The organism is Marinobacterium alkalitolerans, assembly GCF_017776525.1.
Classification (GTDB): Bacteria; Pseudomonadota; Gammaproteobacteria; order Pseudomonadales; family Balneatricaceae; genus Marinobacterium; species Marinobacterium alkalitolerans.
Genome location: NZ_JACVEW010000003.1, coordinates 149,196 through 174,401 on the forward strand (window position 1 = coordinate 149,196; position 25,206 = coordinate 174,401).

At 60.3% G+C, this 25,206-nt stretch carries 24 protein-coding genes; 8 read left to right on the forward strand and 16 right to left on the reverse strand.

Features of this window, described 5'->3' with window-relative positions; translation table 11 throughout:
• Positions 1-20: 20 nt before the first annotated feature.
• From pheS to H9C73_RS03085, 6 genes are all read right to left on the reverse strand, one after another.
• A complete protein-coding gene (pheS, locus tag H9C73_RS03060; RefSeq protein WP_209286312.1) occupies positions 21-1,004 on the reverse strand; it encodes a phenylalanine--tRNA ligase subunit alpha in 984 nt (327 codons plus the stop codon).
• A gap of 128 nt (positions 1,005-1,132) precedes the next feature.
• Entirely contained in the window at positions 1,133-1,489 is a 357-nt protein-coding gene (rplT, locus tag H9C73_RS03065) for a 50S ribosomal protein L20 (protein WP_209286313.1), read from the reverse strand.
• Positions 1,490-1,531: 42 nt separating this feature from the next.
• Complete coding sequence (gene rpmI / locus H9C73_RS03070; RefSeq protein ID WP_010324607.1) at positions 1,532-1,726, reverse strand: 50S ribosomal protein L35; 195 nt, start codon at positions 1,724-1,726, stop codon at positions 1,532-1,534.
• A gap of 108 nt (positions 1,727-1,834) precedes the next feature.
• On the reverse strand, positions 1,835-2,377 hold the full coding sequence (gene infC, locus H9C73_RS03075) for a translation initiation factor IF-3 (protein WP_209286376.1): 543 nt from the start codon (positions 2,375-2,377) through the stop codon (positions 1,835-1,837).
• Positions 2,378-2,393: 16 nt separating this feature from the next.
• Positions 2,394-4,310 (reverse strand): threonine--tRNA ligase, encoded by a 1,917-nt coding sequence (gene thrS / locus H9C73_RS03080; protein ID WP_209286314.1) that lies wholly within the window; start codon positions 4,308-4,310, stop codon positions 2,394-2,396.
• 166 nt (positions 4,311-4,476) lie between these two features.
• Positions 4,477-5,166, reverse strand: a complete 690-nt coding sequence (locus tag H9C73_RS03085) for a FadR/GntR family transcriptional regulator (RefSeq protein WP_209286315.1) — start codon at positions 5,164-5,166, stop codon at positions 4,477-4,479.
• A gap of 127 nt (positions 5,167-5,293) precedes the next feature.
• On the opposite strand from H9C73_RS03085, the gene H9C73_RS03090 reads away from it, so the two are divergent.
• From H9C73_RS03090 to H9C73_RS03100, 3 genes are read left to right on the forward strand one after another with little or no spacing between them, the layout of a single operon-like run.
• On the forward strand, positions 5,294-6,085 hold the full coding sequence (locus H9C73_RS03090) for a (Fe-S)-binding protein (RefSeq protein ID WP_209286316.1): 792 nt from the start codon (positions 5,294-5,296) through the stop codon (positions 6,083-6,085).
• Between the two features lie 13 nt (positions 6,086-6,098).
• Positions 6,099-7,514 carry a LutB/LldF family L-lactate oxidation iron-sulfur protein gene (locus tag H9C73_RS03095; RefSeq protein ID WP_209286317.1) on the forward strand — a complete coding sequence of 472 codons (1,416 nt, stop codon included), beginning with the start codon at positions 6,099-6,101 and terminating at the stop codon, positions 7,512-7,514.
• Entirely contained in the window at positions 7,514-8,182 is a 669-nt protein-coding gene (locus H9C73_RS03100) for a LutC/YkgG family protein (protein ID WP_209286318.1), read from the forward strand. The genes H9C73_RS03095 and H9C73_RS03100 overlap by 1 nt, the downstream gene beginning before the upstream one ends.
• A 16-nt stretch (positions 8,183-8,198) precedes the next feature.
• Here H9C73_RS03100 and astB read toward each other — a convergent pair whose 3' ends face one another.
• From astB to H9C73_RS03125, 5 genes are read right to left on the reverse strand one after another with little or no spacing between them, the layout of a single operon-like run.
• Complete coding sequence (gene astB, locus H9C73_RS03105) at positions 8,199-9,530, reverse strand: N-succinylarginine dihydrolase (RefSeq protein WP_328797927.1); 1,332 nt, start codon at positions 9,528-9,530, stop codon at positions 8,199-8,201.
• On the reverse strand, positions 9,520-11,040 hold the full coding sequence (gene astD / locus H9C73_RS03110) for a succinylglutamate-semialdehyde dehydrogenase (protein WP_236014049.1): 1,521 nt from the start codon (positions 11,038-11,040) through the stop codon (positions 9,520-9,522). Before astD ends, astB begins: the two co-directional genes overlap by 11 nt.
• Complete coding sequence (locus H9C73_RS03115; protein WP_209286319.1) at positions 11,009-12,256, reverse strand: hydrolase; 1,248 nt, start codon at positions 12,254-12,256, stop codon at positions 11,009-11,011. Before H9C73_RS03115 ends, astD begins: the two co-directional genes overlap by 32 nt.
• Before the next feature lie 20 nt (positions 12,257-12,276).
• On the reverse strand, positions 12,277-13,503 hold the full coding sequence (locus H9C73_RS03120; RefSeq protein WP_209286320.1) for an aspartate aminotransferase family protein: 1,227 nt from the start codon (positions 13,501-13,503) through the stop codon (positions 12,277-12,279).
• A gap of 59 nt (positions 13,504-13,562) precedes the next feature.
• On the reverse strand, positions 13,563-14,111 hold the full coding sequence (locus tag H9C73_RS03125) for a retropepsin-like aspartic protease family protein (RefSeq protein WP_209286321.1): 549 nt from the start codon (positions 14,109-14,111) through the stop codon (positions 13,563-13,565).
• A 200-nt stretch (positions 14,112-14,311) separates the two neighbouring features.
• Between H9C73_RS03125 and H9C73_RS03130 the strand changes: the two genes are divergently transcribed.
• Genes H9C73_RS03130 through H9C73_RS03150 form a run of 5 tightly spaced genes read left to right on the forward strand, consistent with a single transcriptional unit; the run spans position 14,312 to position 18,795 of the window.
• Entirely contained in the window at positions 14,312-14,959 is a 648-nt protein-coding gene (locus H9C73_RS03130; protein ID WP_209286322.1) for a hypothetical protein, read from the forward strand.
• A 15-nt stretch (positions 14,960-14,974) separates the two neighbouring features.
• Positions 14,975-16,024 (forward strand): molybdopterin-guanine dinucleotide biosynthesis protein MobB, encoded by a 1,050-nt coding sequence (locus tag H9C73_RS03135; protein ID WP_209286323.1) that lies wholly within the window; start codon positions 14,975-14,977, stop codon positions 16,022-16,024.
• Positions 16,021-17,634, forward strand: coding sequence for an ABC transporter transmembrane domain-containing protein (locus H9C73_RS03140; RefSeq protein WP_209286324.1), 1,614 nt, complete (start codon positions 16,021-16,023; stop codon positions 17,632-17,634). The genes H9C73_RS03135 and H9C73_RS03140 overlap by 4 nt, the downstream gene beginning before the upstream one ends.
• Entirely contained in the window at positions 17,627-18,391 is a 765-nt protein-coding gene (locus tag H9C73_RS03145) for an alpha/beta fold hydrolase (RefSeq protein ID WP_209286325.1), read from the forward strand. Before H9C73_RS03140 ends, H9C73_RS03145 begins: the two co-directional genes overlap by 8 nt.
• Entirely contained in the window at positions 18,391-18,795 is a 405-nt protein-coding gene (locus H9C73_RS03150; protein WP_209286326.1) for a toxin-antitoxin system YwqK family antitoxin, read from the forward strand. Before H9C73_RS03145 ends, H9C73_RS03150 begins: the two co-directional genes overlap by 1 nt.
• Here H9C73_RS03150 and H9C73_RS03155 read toward each other — a convergent pair whose 3' ends face one another.
• From H9C73_RS03155 to H9C73_RS03175, 5 genes are read right to left on the reverse strand one after another with little or no spacing between them, the layout of a single operon-like run.
• Positions 18,796-21,129: a DNA polymerase II gene (locus tag H9C73_RS03155; protein WP_209286327.1), complete on the reverse strand. Its 2,334-nt coding sequence runs from the start codon at positions 21,127-21,129 to the stop codon at positions 18,796-18,798. It lies immediately after the preceding gene.
• On the reverse strand, positions 21,126-22,121 hold the full coding sequence (mvaD, locus tag H9C73_RS03160) for a diphosphomevalonate decarboxylase (RefSeq protein ID WP_209286328.1): 996 nt from the start codon (positions 22,119-22,121) through the stop codon (positions 21,126-21,128). Before mvaD ends, H9C73_RS03155 begins: the two co-directional genes overlap by 4 nt.
• On the reverse strand, positions 22,108-23,049 hold the full coding sequence (locus H9C73_RS03165) for a mevalonate kinase family protein (RefSeq protein WP_328797928.1): 942 nt from the start codon (positions 23,047-23,049) through the stop codon (positions 22,108-22,110). The genes mvaD and H9C73_RS03165 overlap by 14 nt, the downstream gene beginning before the upstream one ends.
• Positions 23,027-24,034 carry a mevalonate kinase family protein gene (locus H9C73_RS03170; protein WP_209286329.1) on the reverse strand — a complete coding sequence of 336 codons (1,008 nt, stop codon included), beginning with the start codon at positions 24,032-24,034 and terminating at the stop codon, positions 23,027-23,029. Before H9C73_RS03170 ends, H9C73_RS03165 begins: the two co-directional genes overlap by 23 nt.
• Positions 24,034-25,200 (reverse strand): hydroxymethylglutaryl-CoA synthase, encoded by a 1,167-nt coding sequence (locus H9C73_RS03175; protein WP_209286330.1) that lies wholly within the window; start codon positions 25,198-25,200, stop codon positions 24,034-24,036. The genes H9C73_RS03170 and H9C73_RS03175 overlap by 1 nt, the downstream gene beginning before the upstream one ends.
• Between the last annotated feature and the right edge of the window lie 6 nt (positions 25,201-25,206).

A 25,206-nucleotide genomic window follows, 5' to 3' on the forward strand; every position in this document is an offset into this window, starting at 1 on the left:
TGTTTGTATGCGTTGACGACTTACTTGAACTGGCCGAGGAAGCGCAGATCATTCTCGAAGAACAGGCGCAGGTCATCCACGCCGTAGCGGAGCATCGCCAGACGCTCAACGCCCATACCGAACGCAAAACCGGTAAATTCTTCCGGATCAATGCCGGAGTATTCAAAGACTTTCGGGTGCACCATGCCGCACCCCAGCACTTCCAGCCACTTGCCGTCACCCCGGTCGATATCGACTTCGATGGACGGTTCGGTGAACGGGAAGTAGGACGGACGGAAACGGACCTTCACATCTTCCTCGAAGAACTCACGCAGGAACTGCTCCAGCGTGCCCTTGAGGTCAGCAAAGGTGATGTTGCGGTCGACCAGCAGACCTTCCACCTGGTGGAACATGGGCGAGTGGGTCTGATCGTAGTCGCAGCGGTAGACACGACCCGGACAGATGATACGGATCGGCGGTTCTTGAGACTCCATGGTACGCACCTGCACCGGGGAGGTATGGGTACGCAACAGGCGGTGAGCATCGAAATAAAAGGTATCATGCATCGCCCGCGCCGGATGGTGAGCCGGAATATTCAGCGCTTCGAAGTTATGATAGTCGTCTTCAATCTCGGGACCTTCGGCAACGCTGTAACCAATGCTGCCAAAGAAGGCTTCGATACGTTCCAGGGTGCGTGTCACCGGGTGCAGACCACCCACGGCCTGATCCCGTCCCGGCAGGCTGACATCCACGGTTTCCTCAGCCAGCTTGGCTTCCAGTGCAGCCGCTTCCAACGCGTCACGACGGGCGTTGATGTCGGCCTGCAGGGCAGACTTGGCTTCGTTGATGCGTGCCCCGGCTGCCGGCCGCTCGTCGGCAGACAGTTTGCCCAGCCCTTTGAGCAGTGAGGTCAGCTCCCCTTTTTTACCCAGATACTGCACTCGGATCTCATCCAGCGCAGCCAATGTATCGCTTTCAGCAACCGCCTGTTTGCCTTGTGCCAACAGGGTCTCAAGATTTTCCATTTCCGGCTCCAGACAAAAACAGGGGAAGAGCTTGCACCCTTCCCCTGTTTGATTCGATCATTTGCGGGCACCCGTTGCCACGACCGGAGTCGTTGCGAGCTGGCACCCTTCCCTACCCATGGGTGGGGTTACGCCAGTGCAGCTTTAGCTTTCTCGACAACCGCAGCAAAGGCAGCCTGCTCGTATACAGCCAGGTCAGCCAGAACCTTACGGTCGATCTCGATGTCGGCTTTTTTCAGGCCAGCAATAAAGCGGCTGTAGGACAGACCGTTGATACGGGCCGCAGCGTTGATACGAGCAATCCACAGTGCGCGGAACTGACGCTTACGCTGACGGCGGTCACGGTATGCATACTGACCGGCTTTGATAACAGCCTGTTTGGCAACACGGAATACTCGGCTGCGAGCACCGTAGTAACCTTTAGCCTGTTTCAGAACTTTCTTGTGACGGGCGCGAGCCTGTACACCACGTTTTACGCGAGGCATAGCAAATCCTTCCTATAAAAACTGATAATGACCGAAAAAAACTTACAGATACGGCAGCATGCGCTTGACCAGAGCCTGGTCGGCAGCATGAACCTGCAGCATCGGGCGCAGCTGACGCTTACGCTTGGTAGTTTTCTTGGTCAGAATGTGGCTTTTGAAGGCCTGCTTGTGCTTAACGCCGTTAGCAGTTTTCTTGAAACGCTTAGCAGCACCGCGGACGGTTTTGATCTTGGGCATTACTTTAACTCCACGCATTCGTTTATAGGTCTGCCACTGCCGGACAAACAACAAAACCCGACACCTGTCTCCCGCAGGAAACCGCATCGGGTTGCTGTCATCGGGTGGCTATTTCTTCTTCGGGGCGATGACCATGATCATCTGACGGCCTTCCATTTTCGGACGCTGCTCTACGCTGCCCAGATCACCGAGGTCTCCCTCGATGCGCTGCATCAGCTGCATGCCCAATTCCTGGTGAGCCATCTCACGACCGCGGAAACGCAGGGTTACCTTGGCCTTGTCCCCGGCTTCAAGGAAACGTATCAGGTTGCGCAGTTTTACCTGATAATCCCCTTCTTCCGTACCCGGACGGAATTTCACTTCCTTGACCTGCATCTGAGACTGTTTCTTCTTAGCCTCATTTGCTTTTTTCTTCTGCTCGTACTGATGCTTACCATAGTCCATGATTTTGCAGACAATGGGATCAGAATCCGAGATCTGAACCAGGTCAAGCTCGGCTTCCTGAGCATGCTCAAGAGCCTCTGAAATCGAAACAATACCAATCTGATTACCATCCGCACCAATCAGACGACATTCTGATGCACGGATGTTTTCGTTGATCGGAGGCAGCGGTACGCGACCGCCGCGTCTGTTATCTCGCCTGATAGCTATATCTCCTGACGGTTTTTTATTCCTGGCGGCCTTTGCGCGTCACATCCTGAACCATAAGATCCACCAGCGCGTCGACCGACATCGTACCCAAGTCCTCACCGGAGCGCGTACGCACTGCAACGGTGCCGGACTCGACTTCTTTATCACCTACCACTAACAGGTAGGGCACTTTTTGTAGAGTACGCTCGCGGATTTTAAAGCCGATCTTCTCGTTTCTCAAGTCCGCAGTGGCACGAAGACCCGCTTTTTCGAGTTTTTCTGCCAGATCGCGGCAATAGTCAGCCTGATTGTCGGTGATGTTCATGACCACCGCCTGCAGCGGCGACAGCCATACCGGCAGCGCACCAGCGTAATGCTCAATCAGAATACCGATGAAGCGCTCGAAGGAACCGAGGATTGCACGGTGCAGCATCACCGGAGTCTCGCGCTCGCCCTGTTCGTTCACGAACTGGGCGCCCAGACGGCCCGGCATGGAGAAGTCGACCTGAATAGTACCGCACTGCCAGACACGTCCGAGGCAGTCACGCAGCGAGAACTCGATCTTCGGACCATAGAAGGCGCCTTCACCCGGCAGCTCTTCCCAGTCCAGTCCGGCGGTATTTAGGGCGTCAGCCAGTGCCTGTTCGGCCTTGTCCCAGCTCTCATCGGAGCCCACGCGCTCTTCCGGACGAGTGGAGAGCTTGTAGATGATGTCGGTAAAGCCAAAGTCGGCATAGACTTCGTGCAGGAAGTCGATAAACGCCGCCACTTCCGACTGAATGGAGTCTTCACCACAGAAGATGTGGGCATCATCCTGCACAAAGCCGCGCACACGCATGATGCCGTGCAGGGAGCCGGACGGCTCATTACGGTGGCAGGAACCGAACTCGGCCAGACGCAGCGGCAGGTCGCGGTAGGAACGCAGCCCCTGGTTAAACACCTGCACGTGGCAGGGGCAGTTCATCGGCTTGATGGCGAAGTCACGGCTTTCGGAGTGCGTGGTGAACATCTGCTCCTGGAACTTACCCCAGTGACCGGATTTTTCCCACAGGGTACGTTCCACCACCTGCGGCGTCTTGATCTCCTGGTAGCCATGCTGACGCTGTTTGGTGCGCATGTACTGTTCGATCTGCTGGTACAGAGTCCAGCCGTTCGGGTGCCAGAACACCATGCCCGGGGCTTCTTCCTGCATGTGGAACAGGTTCAGCTGCTTGCCCAGCTTGCGGTGATCGCGCTTCTCGGCTTCTTCCAGACGGTGCAGGTAGGCCTTGAGTGCCTTCTTGTCACCCCAGGCGGTGCCGTAGATACGCTGCAGCATTTCGTTCTTGGCATCACCACGCCAGTAGGCACCGGCCACCTTCATCACCTTGAAGGCCTTGATGTGACCGGTTGAAGGCACGTGCGGGCCACGGCACAGGTCGATGAAATCGCCCTGCTTGTAGAACGACAGCGGCTCTTCACCCGGAATGGAGTCGATGATCTCGACCTTGTACTTCTCGCCCATCTCTTCGAACAGCTTGATCGCTTCATCGCGTTCCATGATGGAACGAGACACCGGCAGGTTCTCTTTCGCCAGCTGGTTCATGCGCGCTTCGATCTTTTCCAGATCTTCCGGCGTGAACGGACGTTCGTAGGCAAAGTCGTAGTAGAAGCCGTCATCGATCACCGGACCGATGGTGACCTGAGCACCGGGGAACAGATCCTGTACGGCCATCGCCATCAGGTGGGCACAGGAGTGACGGATCACTTCCAGTCCTTCGTCGTCGCGGGCGGTTACGATCGCCAGCTGGACATCGTCTTCGATCAGGTAGCTGGTATCGACCAGCTCACCGTTTACCTTGCCGGCAACGGCGGCCTTGGCCAGACCGGTACCGATATCGGCAGCCACTTCGTGCACGGTCACCGGCTGGTTGAAGGTGCGAGTACTCGCATCCGGAAGCGTAATAACAGGCATCTTTACTGTTCCCTTGATGGCGGGTGGAACCCATACGAGAGGCCACACCCTGAGTGATACATACAATTCGGTCGGGTTTCAGGCAACGGCAGGTACGAGGTGCCGGCCTACCCGGGCGGCCATTATAACGATGCGGAACGGGAAGCGCGATTGGATGAGACAAAAATCAGCGACACTGCTTGAGCAGGTCACGTGTATAGAGGATATGCAGGCGCGCCGCCTCGCGCGCCGTATCGGCGTCGCGCTGCTGCAGGGCACGGTGAATGGCGGCATGCTGCTGCGCAATGCCGTCCGGGTAGCGCCCGAAGCGGCTCAGGGTCCGCGACAGCACGCTGTAGATGGCGTTGAAATAACGGCTGTAGAACAGCTGACTGAACGAGCACACCAGCAGATGGTGGCTAGACTGGGCTATCAGCATGTGAAACTGCAGGTCAGCCTTGGCCTTGTCCAGTGTACTCTGCCCCTTGCCACCCGGGTTCCGATTGCGCGCACGCATCCGGGAAAACTCCTGTTCCAGCCGCACCAGCTCCTCATCGCTGGCACGCCGCGCCGCAAACCAGGCGGCCTCCCCTTCCAGCACGGCACGTGCCTCCAGCACCTGCAACTGAAAGTCGATATCGTCACCATGCCCCTGAAGCGGCAGTTCCAGATGTGGTTCCAGCAGATTGGCACAGCGGCTGCGTCCTCCCTGGCGCGTTTCAACCACGCCCCGGGCACGCAATCCGGCCATCGCTTCTCGAACGGCACCGCGTGAAACGTCGAAGCGCTGCATCAGGCTGCGCTCTGACGGGATCGGCTCACCCGGAATCCACTCGCCATCCAGCAACAAACGTTCCAGGCTGTATTGCAGGCTCACGCCACTCTCCCTTCTGCCTTCTTGGTAAGACCAGTTTGCAGTATAGCATTCACGCCCCTGACAACTTCACCTATCTTGAAGCCATCGCACTCAACTGCGCACGAGAATAACAGAGGTTGCCGACACCATGTCTGATGCTCATACCCCGCCGATCAAGGTCGGCCTTTTCGTTACTTGCCTGGCCGACATGTTCCGGCCGGAAGTCGCGTTTGCCACCGTCAAGCTGCTGGAACAGGCCGGCTGCTCAGTGGACGTCCCCGACACCCAGACCTGCTGTGGCCAGCCGGCCTTCAACTCGGGTGACAACCAGACCAGCCGTGACATCGCCCGCCAGACCATCAAGGCGTTTGACGGCTATCGCTATGTGGTCGGCCCTTCCGGCTCCTGCATCGGCATGCTGCACCACTATCCGGAGCTGTTTACAGAGGATGATCCCTGGAAAGCCCGCGCCGAAGACCTGAAAGCACGCGCATTTGAAATCACCTCTTTCCTGGTCGATGAGCTGGGCTTCAGCGGTATTCAGAGCCGTTTCAACGGCCGGATCACCTACCATGACTCCTGCTCGGGCCTGCGCGAGCTGGGCATCAAACAGCAGCCGCGACAGCTGCTGGCCGAGATTGACGGCGTGGAAATGCACGAAATGCAGGAAGCGGAAACCTGCTGCGGCTTTGGTGGCACCTTCTGCGTGAAATACCCGGATATTTCCAACCGCATGGTCAGCAACAAGACCGAATTCGCGGCCGACAGTGGCGCCGAAACGCTGGTCGGTGGTGATCTGGGCTGCCTGCTCAATATGGCCGGCAAGCTGAAGCGTGAAGGTCGCGAGATTGATGTCCGCCATGTGGTCGAGCTGTTGGCCGATATGACCGACAACGCCGCCATCGGTGAGGCAGACTACGACCTGGGCAAGGCCATCTGAACGGAGCACACACATGCAGATCAAGAGTCCCGAATTCAAGCAAAGTGCCCGTATCGCCCTGCAGGATGAAAACCTGCAGAAGGCGCTGGGCAACCTCAAGGCCGGCTTCCCCGGCAAACGCGCCGCTGCCGTTGCCCGTATGCCGGAGTTTGAAGAGCTGCGGGATCAGGCCCGTGACCTGAAAAACCACATTCTGGAACACCTGGACCTCTATCTGGAGGAGTTTGAAGCCCGCGTGGTGGAAAACGGCGGTCAGGTACACTGGTGTCGCACCTCGGAAGATGCACGCAAGACCATCCTGCAGATCTGCCGCGAGCAGGACGCCAAAACGGTCACCAAGGGCAAGTCCATGGTGACCGAAGAGATCAACCTGAACGAGTACCTTGAAGAGAACGGCGTGCGCCCGGTGGAAACCGATCTGGGCGAATACATCCTGCAGCTGCGCGGTGATCATCCGAGCCACATCATCGCCCCCGCCATCCATTTGAATCTTGAGGATGTCTCCGAAGCCTTTCACGAGCACCACAAGCGTCCGAAGTCGGACGATCCGGCAGAGCTGATGGCCGAAGCGCGCGAGATGCTGCGCAAGCAGTTCGTGGCTGCCGATGTGGGCATTACCGGTGCCAACTTCCTGGTCGCGGAAACCGGATCGACCATTATCGTCACCAATGAGGGCAATGGCGACCTGACCCAGACGCTGCCCAAAACCCATATCGTGGTGTCTTCCATTGAAAAGGTGGTGCCCACGCTGGAGGACATGAGTCTGTTCCTGCGTCTGCTGGCACGCTCGGCTACGGGTCAGGAGTATTCCGTCTACAACACGCTCTCCTCCGGCAATCGCCGCCCGGATGATCAGGACGGACCGGAGAACTTTCACGTGGTACTGGTAGATAACGGGCGCAGCGATATGGTCGGCACCCAGTTCCAGGAGATGCTGCGCTGCATCCGCTGTTCCGCCTGCATGAACCACTGCCCCGTATACGGCTCGGTCGGCGGCCACAGCTACGGCTGGGTCTACCCGGGGCCGATGGGCTCGGTGCTGACGCCGCAGATGATCGGTATCGAAAAAGCCGGATTGCTGCCGAACGCTTCCACCTTCTGCGGCAAGTGCGAAGAGGTCTGTCCGGTACGCATTCCGCTGCCCAAACTGATGCGCCACTGGCGTGAAAAGGAGTTCGAGAAACACCTGAGCCCGAAAGCCGTGCGCTGGGGCCTGGGCGGCTGGGCCTTTTTTGCCAAGCGCCCGGGGCTCTATCGCCTGATGTCCGCCAGTGCCTCCCGCTTCATGCGATTGCTGGGCGGCAAGAAAGGCAAGGTCAGCTCATTGCCCATGGCTGCCGGCTGGACCGATCACCGGGATATGCCAGTGCCGACAGGAAAGACCTTCATGCAGCAGTGGAAAGCACGCCAGAAACAGGAGAGCAAATAATGAGCAGCCGTGCCGAAATCTTTGCCAATATCCGCCGCGGTCTGCGCCGCAGCGAGGCCACTGATGCTCAGCGCGAGGCAGTCCGCGAGCGTCTGCAATCACATCCGCGCAACCGGATTCCGGCCCGCAGCCAGCATGACCATCCGGCACAGGTGGAACTGTTTGTGCGTATGGCGGAAGAGGCAGCCGCCGAGATCGTGGAGCTCGACTCTCTGGAGCAGCTGCCCACCGCCGCTGCCGATGCGCTGGAGCAGAAAGGCCAGAGTGAACTGGTGCTGGCCAGCGACCCCACGCTGACCGAGTTGGGCTGGGCCGCGGTGCGCACCCGAGTTGAGTGCCATCAGCGTACAGGTCAGGTCGGCGACGAGGCCAGCCTGACGCTTGCCTTTGCCGGCATTGCCGAAACGGGCACCCTGATGCTCTACTCGCGCCCTGAAAGCCCCACCACCCTCAACTTCCTGCCGGACACCCACCTGGTGGTCTTGAGCAAGCAGGATATTGTCGGTCCGTATGAGGATGCCTGGGATCGGCTGCGCGAGGCGTCGCCGGGCCGCCTGCCGCGCACGGTGAACATGATCACCGGCCCTTCACGCAGCGCCGATATCGAGCAGAAGCTGCAAATGGGCGCGCATGGCCCGCGCCAGCTGGTGATTTTCCTGATTCCCTGATGCAATCAGGGTCAGGTTACGCCTGCTGGAAGGGATAAATCCCTTCCAGCGCCAGCATCCGGCTCAGCTCATCCAGCGCCCGGTAGCTCTCCTGCATCAACTCGGGATCGGCCAGATCATCCGGTACAAGATGGTCGCGATAATGCCGCTCCACCCAGTCAACCAGTTGCCGGTATAGACGCTCGGTCAGGCGTACCCCCTGATGCATGGCATGCAGCTCGGTGTCACTGAGCACAACTCTCAGGCGCAGACAGGCGGGTCCACCGCCGTTATCCATGCTCTGGCGCAAGTCCATCACCTCAAGCCGATCGATGCCGCCCGGCGCAGCCTCCAGCGCCTGCAAGTACTGCCACACCCGCAGCTCGCGCTGGCACTCACCCGGCACCAGCAGCAACGTCTTTCCATCCGCAAGGCTCAGCAGCTGACTGTTGAACAGGTAACTGTTCACCGCCTCTTCGACACTGACCTGATCGCTGCCCACCTCAATGACTTCAAGCTGTCCCTGCAGTGCCCGATCAAGCTGCTGATAGACCTGATCCGGATCGGCAAAGGCCTCTGCATGGCAAAACAGCAGACACTGGTTGGCCACTGCAATCACATCGTTGTGAAACACCCCCTGATCGATCCCCCGCGGGTTCTGCTGGGCAAACACCACCGCAGCCCTCGAGAGTCCGTGCTGGCGCGCCACCGCGAGGGAGGCCTGATACTGTTGTCGGGCAGGATAACGTCCTGGCCTAGGGCCATCCGACTGGGCCGGATCTCCATGCACAAACAGAGCCACGCCCGCCTCCCCGTAGCCTGCACAAAAACGGCTGTGATTGGCTGCCCCTTCATCACCAAAAGGCGGGGCTGAAGGCAGCGCCGGGTGATGTACAAAATGGTCGGGATGATGAAACAGACGCTGCAGCAGCTGGGCGGTCTGGGGCGCCTCCAGCGCACGGTGGAACTGGCTGATCAGGTTTGCCGGGGTAAAGTGGACTTTTCCGTCCGGGGTATCGGCGCTGGGCGATACGGTTGCCGCATTGGCCACCCACATGCCGGATGCGGAGTAGCAGGCACGCAGCAGGTCAGGTGCCTGTTCGCGTGCGGCCTTGATAATCGTCTCATGACTGCCGTCAAAGCCGAGCCGACGCAGACTGTCCAGATCAGGCCGTGCCAGTGGCGGCATCACGGCCTGTTCCAGTCCCAGCTCCATCAGGCGCTTCATTTTGGCCAGCCCCTGCAGGGCTGCCGCTTTTGGATTGGAAGGACGGGCACGGTGACGGGCAGATGCCAGATTGCCCACCGCCAGCCCGCCATAGAAGTGCGTGGGTCCGACCAGACCGTCAATATTCAGCTCAACGCTCATCAGCATCGCCTCCTGCAACAGCAGCCTCAAGCCCCGGCGAACAGGTATCCGGCAACCGCAATGTATTGACCTCCAGCCCCGCCACCGGGTAGGCGCAGTAATCGGCGGCGTACCAGGCACTGGGCCGGTGGTTGCCGCTCGCCCCGATACCGCCAAAGGGCGCTTCGCTGGAAGCCCCTGTCAGGGCCTTGTTCCAGTTCACGATGCCGGCACGTATACGGGCATGAAAGTAGTCAAAACGGCTGCGCTCATCACTGATCAGACCCGCTGACAGGCCATAGCGGGTTGCATTGGCCTGTCGAATGGCATCATCCAGATCAGGGTAGCGCAATACCTGCAAAAGGGGGCCAAAATACTCTTCGTCCGGCAGCTGCTCGACTCGGCCCACATCCAGCACCCCGGGCGACACCAGTGCCCGGCAGCGCGACAGACGTTCGCTGGCCAACAGGGGCACGGCCCCCAGCTCGATCAGGTGTTCCTGCGCCGACAGGATCGAACAGGCCGCCTCCGGTGAGATCAGGCATCCCATAAAGGGCTCGGGCTCGTCAAACGCCAGCCCGACCCGGATTCGGCTGACCGCCTCGGTCAGTCGGGTCAGAAACCGGTCTCCCCAGTCTCCCTGTGGCAGCAACAGGCGGCGGGCACAGGTACAGCGTTGTCCCGCACTCAGGAAGGCCGACTGGATTACCTCGTGTATGGCCGCTTCCGGGTTATCCACAACGTCCACGATCAGCGGGTTGTTTCCCCCCATCTCCAGCGCCAGCATTTTGCCCGGTTGACCGGCAAACTGCCGGTGCAGAATCTGCCCCACTCGGGCACTGCCGGTGAAAAGCAGTCCATCCAGCTGCGGATGCTCGGCCAGCGCCTTGCCGGTTGCCTGTCCACCCTGTACCAGGTTGAGTACACCGCTCGGCAGCCCGGCTTCCAGCCAAAGTTCCACCATGGCATCGGCAACGGCCGGTGTCAGCTCACTGGGCTTGAATACCACCACGTTGCCTGCCAGCAGCGCCGGTACGATATGGCCGTTGGGCAGATGCCCCGGAAAATTGTATGGCCCATACACCGCCAACACCCCCTGGGGTTTATGCACAAGCCGCGCCTGGCCTCCGGCCAGATCACGCACCGTTTCTCCGGCACGTTCAGTCTGGGCTCGAATCGATATTTCGACTTTGGCCAGCATGGCGCCCACTTCGGTCCGTGATTCCCACAAGGGCTTGCCGGTTTCACGGGCAATCAGAACTGCCATACGTTCACGGGCGTGCTCAAGGCGCACACCAAATTCCCGCACCAGTGCCTGTCTCTGGTCAAGCGATGTCAGCGCCCACTCGGCGGCCGCCTGCCGGGCCGCCTCAACCGCCTGGCCGACCTGCTCCACCGTGGCACTTGCGCCGTCCCAGAGCACCGCCCCCGTTGCCGGGCTGGTAGACACCAGCCGGTCCCCTTGGCCGAGGTGCCAGGTATTGTTCAACATCACCGACTCATCCATGCTGACCTCCCGCGATAATCGCATCTCTTGCTTCCGGCTCGGCCGCAAGTCGCATCAGCAGCAGCGCACTGAGCTGGGCCCGGGGCACCAGACTGTCGATGCACAGATACTCATCCGACGAATGGATGCTGCCACCCTGCACTCCCAGCGTATCGATATTGGGCACACCGGCAGCTGCCAGGTTATTGCCGTCACAACAGCCGCCGGTGGGATACCAGTCAAGCGCCAGCCCCAGAACATCCCCACTGCTGCGCGCCAGTTGCAACAGGGCCTGGTTGGCAGCGCTCAAGCGTTTGGGCTTGCGACCAAACTGCCCGAACAGTTCCAGTGAAATGCCATCGCGCTGATTGATCATGTCACTCAGGCACTGCAACTGATGCCAGCACCAGTCCTCGTCTTCGGGCGCCTCGATACGGATATTGAAACGGGCCATGCAGCGGTCCGGCACGGTGTTCACCGCTCCGCCCCCATGAATAAAGCCCGGGTTCAGGGTCACGCCCTCACGCTGGCCGTTCAGCTGGTCCAGCGCCGATATGAAGTCGGCCAGTGCCCGGATGGCGTTTCGCCCCAGATGATGCTCACGCCCGGCATGAGCAGCGCGGCCTTTCACCACCACACTGAAGTTGCCGCTGCCCTTGCGCTCACCGGCCAGACTGCCATCCGGCATACAGGGTTCGTAAATCAGGCCCAGATGCACCTGACGAGCGGCCGCATTGATCAGGTCCGCCGAGGAAAGCGACCCAATCTCTTCATCCGGGTTGAGCAGTATCTGCCAGCCCAGCTGGTCAGCCCAGGGGGAGCGTTCAAACGCCTGCAGCGCATTAATCATCACCAGCAATCCCCCCTTGAGGTCGGTCACACCGGGGCCGTTCAGGTGATGATCGTCTATCCAGCGCACCTGCTGAAATGTGTGTTGTTCGGAAAAAACCGTATCCAGATGGCCACCCAGATACACCTGCAGAGGGGCCTCGGGGCGTTTCGTAATGCGGATGGCATGGCCCAGCGGGTATTGGACCTGTTCACAGTCGGGAGTAATCAGGGTGTAGGGGGGAACGGTCAGGCGCTCAACCTGACCGCCCAGCGGCTCGCAGAGATGCACAAGGACCTCGCCGACCCGGTCGACACCGGCGGCATTCAGGCTGCCCGAGTTGATCTCGGACAGGCGAATGGTGTGCTCCAGCATGACTGACTGACGGTCAGTCAGCCAGTCAAGCCATGGCAGGTAACGGCTTGCATCCATCTACCCCTCCCGGGGTCGGATCAGCTCTCCGGCCCCTCCTGTATCAGCTGTTCGATAGCGCGCTCCAGAGACGCCATCGCCGCATCAATATCGGCATCCTCAATGATCAGAGGTGGCGCAAAACGCAGCACATCCGGTCCAGCCATCAAAATCAGTACGCCCTGCTCACGCGCCGCCGCCAGAAAACGCCCGGCCTGCCCTTTCCAGGCATGGACCAGCTCCGCCCCGATCAGCAGGCCCTTGCCGCGAATGTCCGCGAACAGCCCATGACGCTGATTGATCGCTTCCAGTGCAGCGACAAACCGATCATGCTTGTCTGCCACACCAACCAGCAGCTCCGGCCGGCTCACTTCATCCAGCACCGCTTCGGCAACGGCACAGCCCAGCGGGTTGCCCCCGTAGGTGGTGCCATGGGTGCCCACCGAGAAGCTTCTGGCTATCGCGTCTGTAGTCAGCATAGCACCGATCGGAAAGCCCCCTCCCAGTCCCTTGGCAGAGGTGAGGATATCCGGGGTCACATCGGTATCCATGTAGGCATAAAGCGATCCCGTGCGGCCGACACCGGTCTGGACTTCATCGAAGATCAGCAGGGCATTGTGGCGATCGCATAGCTCGCGCAGGCCACGCAGGAAGTCCGGATCGGCCGGGATGACACCGCCTTCACCCTGCACCGGCTCCACCACAATGGCACAGGTTCGCTCGGACACCAGCGCTTCCACCGCCGCCAGATCGTTAAAGGGTGCGTGCTTCACACCGCCGGGAACGGGTTCAAAGCCCTGACAGTACTTGGGCTGCCCACCGACCGTAACCGTGAACAGGGTGCGACCGTGGAAGGACTGCACAAACGAAACGATCTCGGACTTCTCTTCATCGAAATGATCATGGGCATATTTGCGTGCCAGCTTGAAGGCCGCCTCGTTGGCCTCCGCGCCCGAGTTGCAGAAAAACACACGCTCGGCAAAGGTTGCTTCGGTCAGTTTTTTCGCCAGCCGCAGAGCCGGCTCATTGGTAAATACGTTGCTCAGGTGCCAGACCCGGTCCGCCTGCTCTTTCAGTGCCTTCACCAGCGCCGGATGGCGATGTCCCAGCGCGGTCACCGCAATGCCGCCGGTCAGGTCGATATATTCGTTGTCGTCCTGATCCCACAGACGGCAGCCTTCGCCACGTACGGGCACCATCTGCTGAGGACTGTAGTTGGGCACCATGACTTCATCGAACAGGGCCCGATTGATCTCTGAACTGCTCATCGTGTTCTGTCTTTCCTTGCTTGAGCACCTCCGGTACTTTCATGCCCCGAGGTGCCCGTTTATTGATAGGTTTCCGGTACGCTGAGGGTCAACTGACCATCCCGCTGTACCAACTCCAGATGCTGCATGAAGCTCATCCCCAGCAGCACGGTATCCTCCGGCATAAAGGGGTTGATGCTGGCCTGTACGTTGCGCAACTCTATGCCGCCCAACTGAACGCTGTCCAGCACGGTTGAGTACACGCTGATCACCCCGTTGGCCGTCATGGTTTTCTGTTCGGCGCCCGCTTCCAGCCCAAGCTGACGGGCCAGTGACTCGGGTACGCTGACACGGGTGGCACCGGTATCCAACAGGAAATTCACGGGCGCCCCGTTAATGCGGCCCGGCGCCACATAATGGCCACCCCGATTGCGCTCCAGCACCACCTCGCCACTGGCATCTCCTGCCAGGCTGAGGTGCTGGTTGGGGTTACGCTGCTTTTCCACGTAATTGTTGAAGAACATGCCCAGAAACACCAGCAGCAGGATCCAGGTCATGTAATGCATGCCCCTGCCGATACGACGGCGGGCTTGATCGGGGTCCCCTGATCGCTCGGGTGGCAAGGACATAAACGAACCTCTCAACGTTTAACACATGATACCGCTTTTGACTCCAGCGGATTGAATAGTTTCCCCAACCCGTCAGCGCAAGCACTCGCCCATAATCCTTACGATCACAATGGGGATTTTAAGGTAGACTTCATGTAGCACAGGTAAAAATGGCATATCGCCTGCAATGATGAACGAGCTGCTGAAAAGAGGGCCCGAATATGCAATCACGCGCAACACTCGGCATGGGGGTGCTTTGCCTGGCTCTCTTCAGCCAAGGTGCTTCTGCCGAACTGCCCATTGGCACTGTCGCCATCTATTCGGATGGAGATGTGGAAAAACTGGTCCGCTTTGACAGCGACAACCTCCCGGTATGGGAAGACACACGCAAGCGCCAGCGCACACATGCCAGCACCCCCCTGATACCGACACTGGCCTACCAAAATCCAACCCGCCCCCTGCGCAGTTACAGCGTGAGTGTTGTCTCGGGCAACCCGAAGCAGCTGGCTGATGCCAGCCCGGGTACACAAGAGGGTTTTACCCTCAGGCGCATGTACACGGATGGCACCAGCAAGGACCGCGAGTGGGAGTGCCAGGTACTTCAGCCTGCATCCTGGCGTTTTTCAGGCCAGACATATGCGGTCAACCGATACCAATGCATGCGAACGCGGCTCCACAGCCGCTGGTTTACCCGCTCGGTTCGGGAAACCCGGCTGATCAGTTACGCACCTGCACTGGGCCTGGTGGTGGATCTTGAACGTACCACACGCACACGTGAACGGACCCGCACGCTGGAACACCTGCTGCCTCCCCGCAAGGCAACCTATAAGCGCATACGGCGTCTGCACCGAAAGGTGATTGGACGCTAGCACCGGAGCCATACAATGAACCCTGTACACAATCGCCTTGAGAGCGCCAAGCGCAGCTTTGTCACCCGACATGCCGACCTGAGCCTTTGCGACTCCATCTCCCCGGCTGAAATGGCCGCCGGCGACCTGCTGCTGGCCAAGGTGAGGCGTATACGCCAGCATACTCGCATCGAGCTGACCAGCGGACGCCGTGCCCACCTGTACCCGGATGACGAGTTGATTCTCTGTGCCGGGCGACGCTATGCCACCGACCAGTTCACGGCGGAACTGCCACAGGCCCAGAGCGCTCACCTAGTCGCAGCCGGAGGCATTGCCGGCCAGATGACCCAACGACATGCCCAGGTCAAACCGGCCACGGAGATCGACATCATCGGGATTCTCAAGGATGCCCAGGGGCGTTCACTCAACCTGTCCCGATTTACCACCCTGCCATTGCCCGCAGAGCAGATCTTTGGCTCAGGCCCGCGCACCCTTTTGGTGACGGGAACGGGCATGAACAGCGGCAAAACCACGCTGGCAGCCAACCTGATTTACGCGCTCAACCGTACGGGTGCAAGGGTTGCGGCCTGCAAACTGACCGGTACAGGGTCAGGGCCCGACTTGTGGCGTTTTCTGGATGCAGGCGCCGACAGGGTCATGGACTTCACCGATGCGGGATTGGCCAGTACCTGGCAGCACCCGATCAATGAACTCATCACGATTGCACAACGCGCCAAAACAGCCGCTCAGCTGAACCGGAATGACTACCTGATCGTTGAGTTGGCCGATGGCTTTTTTCAGCAGGAAACCGCGGCCCTGTTGAGACACACACGTTTCCGCCAGTTGATCGACAACTGCTTCATCGCGGCAGACTGCACGGCAGGTGCACTAGGGCTGATACAGCAACTGTCCAGTTTGCAGATACCCATACACGGCATTAGCGGCACCCTCACCCGCGCGCCCCTGTTGATGGAGGAGCTCGCACAGGCCTCGGGGCTTCCGGTCCTGACATCCGAGCAGGTGCAAAGCCCTGCCCTGCTGAATCAATACCTTGGTTCACTGGGCACAAGGGAGCGTGCCGTGTGACACGCCTTGCCAGTGGAAAGCTTCGTGCCGGCCTTGTTGGGCTGGGCGCAAACGGACTGATTCAGTCGCTCAGCCTGCTGTACTTGATGGTGCAACTGCGCGATCAGATCCGTGGTGATGCCGGTAACCTGTCACAGCAGTGGGGGCTCCTGGCGCTGTTGGCTGCCGTACTGACCGCATCACGGTTCATTGAAAGGGCCGGAGCGGAGCAACTGGCCGTTGCCCATATTCACAGTGTACGTCAGCGCATTTTTCGCCACTTTCTGAGCCTGCCCGGAAACACAGCCAGACGCATCAACCGAGGTGGGCTGTTGATGCGCCTGACCGGCGACCTGTCTGCCATTCGGACCTGGATCATTCAGGGTCTGGTACCCCTGATTTCGCTCGGTATCTGGCTGAGTGTCGCCACCGCCACACTGATGTTTCTGGACCCCGTGCTGGTCGCCCTCCTGCTGGCAATGCTGTTGCTCGCCATGCCCGTATACTGGCTGGCAGGCCGTGCCCTCTATAACAGCAGCCGGCGCGTCAGGCAGCAACGCACCCGTCTGATCAGCCATACCACCGAAAAAATCGCGGGCATTTCTCTTATTCTGGCAACCAACCAGATGGGGCGAGAGGCGCGCCGCTTTGAACGTTTGAGTGAGCGCCTGCTCAGACAGCAGCAGCAACGTGCCCGCTGGGTTGGCATGCTCCGCGCCCTGACCGAACTCACCAGCCTCATGCTGGTGGGCTCTCTGGCCCTGGTGGGACACTATCGAATAGAACAGGGCCCTCTCAGCACTGATCAATTTGTGATGATTACCCTGTTTGGTCTCTACATGCTGCCCCAATTCCGCCGCCTGGGGCGGGTGTACGAGTACTGGACTGGATACCGGCTTGGCTGTCACAAGCTTGAGCGTTTTCTTGCGCGAAAGGTCGCCCCTCGCAAGGGGGAGCGCCTTACAGCGGCAACAGGCCAGCCGCTGTCCGTGTCCCTGCCGCTGGCCGAAGGTACCCTGAAAGCGTCCCCCGGCGCACGGATCATGCTGTCCGACCCCGACAACCGACTGGTGACAGCCCTGCAATCCGCCCTCAATGCTGAGCGTCTTGCCACACTTCCAGTGGAACTGAACGGAACTCCGCTCGAACAACTGTCGGCCACAGAAACCAGGCGGCGCATTGTCATCATCGGCCAGGCGCTTCAGCTATGGGGCGGCAGCCTGCGTCACAATCTGACCTATGGCATGCGCAAGGGTCGCGAAGAAGACCTTCAGACGGCCATCGAACTCTGTGATCTGACCCCGCTGGTGAGCCGCCTTGAAAAGGGGCTGGACACACCGCTGAAGCCGCATGACCATGCGCTGACCGAGCACGAGTGTTTTGCCATTCAGGTCTGCCGCGCACTGCTGCGACGGCCCTCTCTGCTGGTTGTGGACCACCCCGGATTGCATGTTGCCCTGGCTCAAAGTGCATTCATGAAACGCGTGGCCGATTCTTTCACCGGCACGTTGATCCTGCGTACATCTGCGGACGCGGAGCGTCCCGACTGGGTGGATACCCTCTGGAGCATTGAGCCCATATTGGCAGCTGAGCCCGATCCGTTGGAACCTGAGGGCAGTCCCCATGGCTGAATATTATGAAACCCCAGAGCTGGGTGCCTGGCTGCATGAACCTGAGCTTATCCGAGAGCCGGGACGCTGGCTGGTCTGCGTGCACGGGATCTCCCGCAACGCCCGCGAGCAGCTGGTTGCCTTCAAGCCAGTAGCAGATGCGCTGGGCATCCGGTTGATCGCACCCAACTTCTGCACTCAACGCTTTCCGGGCTACCAGCGACTGGATCAGCGCCCTGGGCATGATCGGGCTGATCTGGCCTTGAACCGATTGCTGCTTCAGCTCGATCCCACCTGTCCACAGCCTCGGCTGGACCTGTTCGGTTACTCCGGTGGCGCCCAGTTCAGCCACCGCTACGCGCTCTGCTACCCTCGGCGGGTGCGATCGTTAATGCTGGCAGCAGCCGGCTGGTATACCTTTCCCGACTCCAACGTACGTTACCCACGCGGGCTTGCGGCCTGGCCAGAGGCTCTGCCGCAGCCGGCTGCGCAGGCACGGCAGTTCCTGTCCATCCCCACGCTGATCACCATTGGCAGCCTGGATACTCAGCGGGACGCCAGCTTGCGCCGGGGAGAGCGCATCGACCACCAGCAAGGCAGGACCCGGCTTGAGCGAGCACAGCGCTGGTTTGAATACTGTCGGTCGTTGGGTGCCGGTACTGACTGGCAGTTGGAGCAGCTTGAGGGAGTGGGACACAGTTTTGCGGACTCGATTGCCGAGACACGCCTGCTACACCTGATTACTCATTTTCTGCAGTCACAACAGGAGAACTCATGATGAAGCCATTGATACTGCTTACGCTGGCTGCGGTTGCCCTGAGCGGATGCAACGCCGTTATTCCCACTCAGTCAGATCAGCCGCGCATGCTATCCGCGCAGGAGGTAGAAGCCCTGTTCAAGGAGCATACCGTGCGCTCCTACAACCTGAATACAAAGGTCAGTACCTGGAGTTATTACCGGGCGGACGGCCAGCTGTTTCAGGAACGTTTCTGGGAAAAGCGGCAGGGCCGGTGGACTGTCGAACCGGACGGTGCGATCTGCTTGAACGTGAACTCTCGCTCGTGCCGCTATATCGGCAAGGTGGGCGAGCGTATCTACAAGTTTCGCCCCGATGACGACGGAAAACTGGAGCGGATCATCCGTTACAAGGACTTCATGCCGGGCAACCCGTTCGAACTCTAGTCAGAACAGATCGATCTGCGGTGCCACAAGCTGGGCAAAGGACTCACCGATGAATGGCAGAATACTGTCGGCCACCGGCAGCAGCTGACGGTCGATGTAGTGCTGATAATCGATGGGTGAACGGCGCTTCTCGGCGGGCTCGGGCCCATTCACCGTCATCACGTAGGCCACACTGTCACCAACCCGGTAACAGGGCGGCAGCCCCTCGTCCCGACGCTGTTGCTCCAGTTGCTGAGCAGCCCGCACATGGGGCGGTCGATTCCGCGTGTAGGCATCGAGCGGTTGACGGATGCGCCGGCGATACACCAGTTCGTCGTCGCACTCGCCCGCCATCACGGCCTGCACCCGCTGCTGCAACATGGCACGCCAGGGCTGCTCGTTAAAGATCAGAGCATAGAGCTCCTGCTGAAACCGGCGTGCCAGTGGCGTCCAGTCCGTGCGCACCGACTCCAGCCCGCGAAACACCAGTGTCTCACTGCCATCGGACTGCCGCTTGAGCCCGGCGTAGCGTTTTTTGCTGCCCTTGTCGGAATGGCGCATGCGCGGCATCAGAAAGCGGCTGTAATGAGCTTCGTACTGCAGCTCGAGCGCACTGTTCACGTCAAACCGTTCCTGCAGCTGCTCGGCCCACCAGGCATTCAACTCGGTGGCCAGCCGGGTGCCATAGGCATCCGTATTCCGGTCCGCCCAGTCATCTCCAAGCCAGACAAACACCGAGTCCGTATCACCGTAGATGACGGTGTGACCGTAGGCGGATTCAATCCGTTGTGCCGTCTGCTGCAGGATCTGATGGCCGCGCAAGGTGATGGAACCGGACAGGCGTTGATCAAAGAAACGGCACACTTTCGAGCCCAGCACACCATAGCAGGCGTTCATCTGGATCTTGATCGCCTGCGACAGGGCCGAGTTGCCCTCCCGTTTGGCCGCATCCCGTGCCTGCCAGAGGCGTTCGATAATGCCGGGCAACAGGGCATGTCGACGGTCGAAAATGGCGTGATGAAACCCCGGCACCAGTGCCTCGGGCGGGGCATCTCCCCGTGTCCCCATGGCCAGGCCCAGCGGATCGATCTGGAAACTGCGGATGATGCTCGGATACAGGCTTTTGAAGTCCAGCACCAGTACATGACGATAAAGCCCGGGGCGCGAATCCATCACGAAGCCCCCCGGCACGTCCAGATCCCCCTGCCCCGAGGCGTACTCGGGTGCCACGAAGCCTGCACGATGCAGCCGTGGCAGGTAGAGGTTGTCAAATGCCTGCGACGAGCCTCCCACCTTGTCCAGTGCAAGGCCGGTCAGACGGGCGCGCTCAAGCAGGTAGGGAATCAGTTCTGCCTTGTCGAATATCGCCGTGACCAGCCGGCAGTCTTCCAGGTTGTATCGCGCCAGCGCGTCCGGATCTTCACGATAGAGCCGCTGGATCTCCTCGCCGCGGTCATCCGGATCATGAATCAGCTTGCCTCGTCCCAACAGTTCACGCGCCACAAACTCGAGGCTGTAACGCTCAAACTGCCAAGTGGCACCTTTCAGGGTGTCTATGCCATCCAGCACCACACGCCCGTTCAGGCGTGCATACCAGCGCCCGTTCTGGGAGGATTCAACACGCAGAGGCTGGTCATCGCGCCCCAGACACAGCGGAATACCCAGCGCCCGGGCTCGACGCTCCAGTACCCGCAGATCGAAGCCGATTACGTTCCAGCCGATGAGCAGATCCGGGTCCAGTCGCCTGACCTGCTCCGTAAACGCCAGGAGCAGCGCCCGCTCACCGGCACAGGGGATCAGTCCCGGCCTTGCGGCGATCGAGCCATTGAACAGCACCACTTCCTCCTCTGCGCACTGAAGTGCAATGGAGAGAATCCGGTCAGCTCTCAGGGTTGTTTCGATATCCAGCGACAGCAGGCGAAGTGGCGGCAGAAAAGGGTCCCGCATCAGTGCCGTTCGCCCCTCCCGCTCGATAACCCGCGCACCGGCGAAGATACCGCGCTCGATCAGGTAACGATCAACCGGACGAATATCCTCTTCCATCAATCCGATATCCGCCTGTTCAAGACGGCTCAGGGCCTCATACCAGTGCGCCAGATTATCGGCGTAGAGGCCACATACCGGTTCGTGGGCGAGTGTGGAAAGCGCCAGCGGGCGCAGGGTGCAGCCGGTGAGGTCTGCCAGCAGGGTGGTAGCGCGTTCGCGGTCCTGCTCACGCAGGAACGCAACGGCCGACTCCCCTTCAATCACCACCTCTTCCGCCCCCGAGGCGGTGCGAAGCCAATAGCTGAGCTGCAGGCGCCCCTGATGGTCCCGTTGACGCCGTGTCAGCGGCAGCCCGGCCCCTGTGCTCATTCGCTCCCGAAGGGCTCTACGGTTTCCAGATTGGGGAAGTGCTGCAGCACCACATCACGGTCCTGACGCTGAAACAGCAGCTTGAGGTTGGGCCCGGCATCCATGGTGAAATAGAGCTCCAGCCCCTGGGCTCTGAGCTGCCAGACTTTCTGCATCGCCGCCACCGAATCCGGCTGCCAGTAGAGCAGCGGCGGCCAGGAAGCGATCATCGTGGCATGCATGGACAGCGCGTTCTGCTCGGCCGTCTGGCCCAGCAGGCTGAAATCACGTTCCTGTATGGCCTGCTGCAGTTTGCTCATGTCCGCCGCGGCCTGCAGTGGCCAGCTTTGATAGAGGTGGGCCGTTTCGACCGTGCGCTGCATGCCGGAGCGGGAGTCCACCGCCTTTTCAGCGGCATCCACCTCCACCAGTCCGATACAGAACCCGGGCCAGCTGGCGTCCAGCGGAATACCATGACTGTCGAGGCCATCCTCGCGCTGCCCCATACGCCACTCGACAAACCCCTCAAACAGGGAGCGACAGGCACTGCCACTGCCCATCCTTGCCAGAATGGACAGCGCCTCGGGCGGCAGGTCCAGCGCCAGCGCATCATTCAACGCCAGCGTCAGGGCCGCAAAACCGGAGGCGGACGAAGCCAGCCCCGCCGCCGTGGGAATGTTGTTGCGGGTTTCCACCTTGAAGCACAGCGTCTGATCACGGCGGAACAGATCAATAAAGGCACTGACTTTTCGGCTGAACCGGGCACCGGGCTGAAGCTGCTGACCATTGAGCCAGACCTCGTCCACCTGCCCCTCAATCGGAATCAGGCGGGTATGGGTCCCCAGATAGTCCAGCGACACGGACAGGGAAGCGTTGATCGGCAGATTCAGCTCGGCATCGCGCTTGCCCCAGTATTTGCATAAGGCGATGTTGCTCGGTGCAAATTGCTCTGCCGAGGCGGAAGCCTTGACCAGCTTCGGCAGCAGCCGTGCCGTGACATCAGTGCGTTTCATATCGAACCTCTACCCCTGTGGCTGCCACGGAAACGGGAATCGACTCCCAGGGCAGCTCGGATTTAACCTCACCCAGCGCCAGCACACAGTCCCCCAGGCCGGACCCGGAGATCTTCGCGCCTTGAACATGCGGCTCGGCACGCAGCCGGTACACCATCTCGGCCAGGGTGGCATCACACACGCCCAGCGCGTCCATCAGCCCCTGATAGAGATTCATCTGCTCGCCCAGTGCTGACCAGTCGGCATGTTCCACTGCATCCTGTGCCGCTTCGGATACCTGCCCCATCAGGCGGTAGAGTTCAGTATAGAGGGCCGGATGACGCGCGGCCTTTTGCTCCACCAACTGCAAAACCTCCGGGGTCTTCATCTTGTAGCCGCTGTAATAGAGTGCCAGCGGCGGCAGTCCGGACAAGGGGGTCAACTCGCGCGGCTGGACCCGATAGGCAATCACGCCACCAAAAATGCTGGCGGCCAGATCAGTGCCCGAACCACGCCCGCTCTGCGCCCGGTGGACAGCCGCCAGCGCGTGGTCAAACAGATCTTCGGGGGCGGTGGACTGACCGGCAAACGCGGCCAGAGCCGCTGTGGTGGCGGCCGTGACAGCCGCCGATGACCCCAGCCCGACGGTATGCGAAAAACCGGCACGGATCACCAGGTCAAAGCCCCGCTCCAGAACCGGTGTGTAACCCTCGATGACGGCCAGTACAAACCCCAGTGCCGGCATGGGCTCAAGCTGATCCAGGCTGCCCTGATACTGCCCCAGTGCACTGTCGATACTAACGCGGCGATCCCTGCGCGGTAGTAACGTCACACTGAGGCGAACATCCACGGCACAGGCCAGAGCCAGCTCTCCGAACAGAACGGCATGCTCGCCCATCAGCATAATGCTGCCGGGCGCGCTGACTTCAATCTTCGAGTATGCGGACACCTTGTCTATCCTCTTTCAACTCACCCCAGTGCCAGTCGGGCTGCAGCGGCAGCCGGGCGGGCGTCATGCCCTCAGGCAGCTGCAGCAGCATCAGGCCACCCTGATCACCGGACACGGCACCGGCGCCACACACCTTGGCAGCCCCGCCGGCCTGTTCAACCTGCTCGGTCAAGCGCTGCAGCGGTGCCGGCACTACCCCGATACGGGTGAGCAGGCGATGGTTCTGCCGTATCAGCTCCACCAGACTTTGGCCTGACAGCAGTGCCGACTCGAGGGCGCGGGTAACCTCGCCAAACTCATCCCAGATAGCAGAATCCGCGAAATTGCGCCGCACCTGATCCACACAGGCTCCCGTACTGGAGGCAGGTGTTCCGGTGAACAGCCAGTAAAAGCCGGCACCCAGGCCATGCTCAGGCAAACGAAGCCTTGTCACCTGATCCGCTTCGACCCGCACCAGACCGCCCGAGCAGACCGCCGCTGCATCAATCAGGCTGCCACGCCCATGCTGGAGCCGCTCGCAGTAACGCACCTGACGGATCAGTTCGTCCAGATCATCAAAATGGCCAAAGAGTTTCAGCAGGGCTGCAATCAACGCAGCGGAAGAGCCCATACCGGCGCCAATGGGAATATCCGAATCAATGCGCAGACTGCCCTGTGGGCGAATATCCAGCCCGGACAGTACCCGCGCCATATCCACGGCGTAAAACGCCAGCTCGGCGGGTTTTTGCAGAATGCGGGTAATGGGCAGTTCACCGCGCAGATAGCGCTCGAAATGGCTGTCGAGACGGCGCCGCAGCCCCGCCAGCTTGTCCAGCCCCAGCACATGGGTGCGCTCCCGGGTATGCCAGCTCAGCCGTGGCAGCTGATCGGGGCGATAGTGAATCCGCATGTGCCGATCCACCGCCAGCGCCAGCGCAGGGGCACCGTACACAACGGCGTGCTCACCGCTGAGGATGATCTTGCCCGGTGCGCTGGCCGTGGGCATTAGCGGGGCACGTACTCGCGTTTATGATGGCTGATACCGGCCAGCCGGAAGCGTCCGGTCGTACCCTCGGCAAAGCGGTGCTCCCCGCCATCGGTCGGGACCTGGTGGCGGTAGAGTTCAAGATACTCGTCGTGGCTGATCTCCTGACGGGCAGTCAGCATCTCGTGGTGGCGTGCTGCATGCAGGGCGTCACGATACCCCGGCACGACGGTGCCGGAGAAAAACTCGCCCACGCAGCCCGAGCCGTAGCTGAAAAAGCCGATCCGCTTACCGGACAGATCCTCTGCCGTGTTGTCCAGCAGCGAGGTCAGGCCGATATACATGGATGCCGTGTAGCTGTTGCCGATGGTGCGGTTATAGACCAGGGTCTTGTCGATCTGGGCGTTCTGCTGCTCGGCACTCAGCCCTGCCTTGTTGTGACGGACCAGCTGCTGATGGGCCTTCTGTGCCATGCGACTGAACGGCAGGTGATAACAGAAATGGCTGAAGTCGCTGAAGGTCAGCGGGCTGACATAGCGGAAGTGATCCCAGGCCTTTTTCAGCGCTTTCAGGTAGATCTTGGTGGAATACTTGCCATCGACCAGCGCGGTAGAGCGGTAGTTGGGGCGCCAGAAGTCCATCACATCTTCGGCGTAGTTGCCCACTTCCGGATCGATGCTGACCAGACGCGGACTGGCGGTCACCATCATGGCAACGGCACCACAGCCCTGGGTGGCTTCGCCCGGCGTATCCAGGTCATAACGGGCGATATCCGATGCGATCACCAGGACTTTGGAATCCGGTTTGCGCGCCACCAGCGCACAGGCCATCTGCAGGGCAGCAGTGGCGCTGTAACAGGCCTGTTTCAACTCCACCACACGGCAGTTGTCGTTCAGGCCCAGCAGGCGGTGCACGTATATACCCGCGGCCTTGGACTGATCAATGCCGGTTTCGGTTGCAAACATCAGGGTCGAAACGCCCTCGGTGCCGGCGGATTCGATCAACGGCAGGGCAGCATTGGCCGCCATGGTCACCACGTCCTCATCAGGCGCAGCCATGCCCATCTTTTCCTGACCGATACCGGTGTAATACTTGTCGGGATCCGTGCCCTGAACCTCTGCCAGCGTTTTCAGATCGAGAAAGTAGTTGGAGGTGTAAAAGCTGATTTCGTCAATACCAACGGACATAGGTGA